Origin of the sequence: Burkholderia sp. Bp9140, from assembly GCF_003853425.1 — a bacterium.
Taxonomy (GTDB): Bacteria; Pseudomonadota; Gammaproteobacteria; order Burkholderiales; family Burkholderiaceae; genus Burkholderia.
Map to the genome: position 1 here is coordinate 1 of NZ_QTPQ01000116.1, position 865 is coordinate 865.

Here is an 865-nt window from a genome sequence, read left to right on the forward strand (position 1 = left end):
ACGGCCGAGCAGAGCACCGGTGTCGCGCAGGTCGACCAGGCGGTCGTGCATCTGGACAACATCACGCAGCAGAACGCCGCGCTGGTCGAGCAGAGCGCGGCGGCGTCGGAAAGCCTGAAGCATCAGGCGACGCGGCTCGTCGATGCGGTAAACGTGTTTCGGTAATCGTCGGGGCGTGTGCCTGCGCGCCCCGTCGCGACGCGGCGGCGAATCTCCGGTTTTCCGATTTGACTGGATTCGAACCTCGCTCGAACGAGAGGGATTCACATTCGAGATTCCGGATCGACTTGCCAATCCGGTCAAAAAGGCGTGTCTCGAGTAATCAGAAAATTGACGTCCAGATACTTGATAAAACTCGATTTTTATTCATCCATAAACAAAGTTTTCAGCTAAATCAAGATGATGCAAAATTAATGCATATTTACCCGCGGGCGGCATAATGTTTTCGTCAGAATTGCCGAAAGCGCAGGAGTGTGATCGAACGCATGCGGGCCGACCGCGATGCGTACGGTCTCGGTCCAATCCACAAGCGGACGCAAGATCCGCAACCCGGAACTCCACACCATGCGCAATAACCAGCCTGTCACGCAACGCGAATTCGAATTTCCCGACGACGCGACGCTGATGTCGACCACCGACGCGGACAGTTACATCAAGTACGCGAATGCCGCGTTCATCCAGGTCAGCGGATTTTCTCCCGAGGAGATCGAAGGCCAGCCGCACAACGTCGTGCGGCATCCGGACATGCCGAAGGAGGCGTTCGCCGACATGTGGGCGACGCTGAAGAACGGCGAACCGTGGACGGCGCTCGTGAAGAACCGCCGCAAGAACGGCGATCACTACTGGGTGCGTGCGAACGCGATAC

At 57.6% G+C, this 865-nt stretch carries 1 protein-coding gene; it reads left to right on the forward strand.

The features are described 5' to 3' along the window. Positions 1-564: 564 nt before the first annotated feature. Positions 565-865: PAS domain-containing protein (locus DIE21_RS36855; protein WP_124502208.1), on the forward strand; the 301-nt coding region annotated here is incomplete at its 3' end.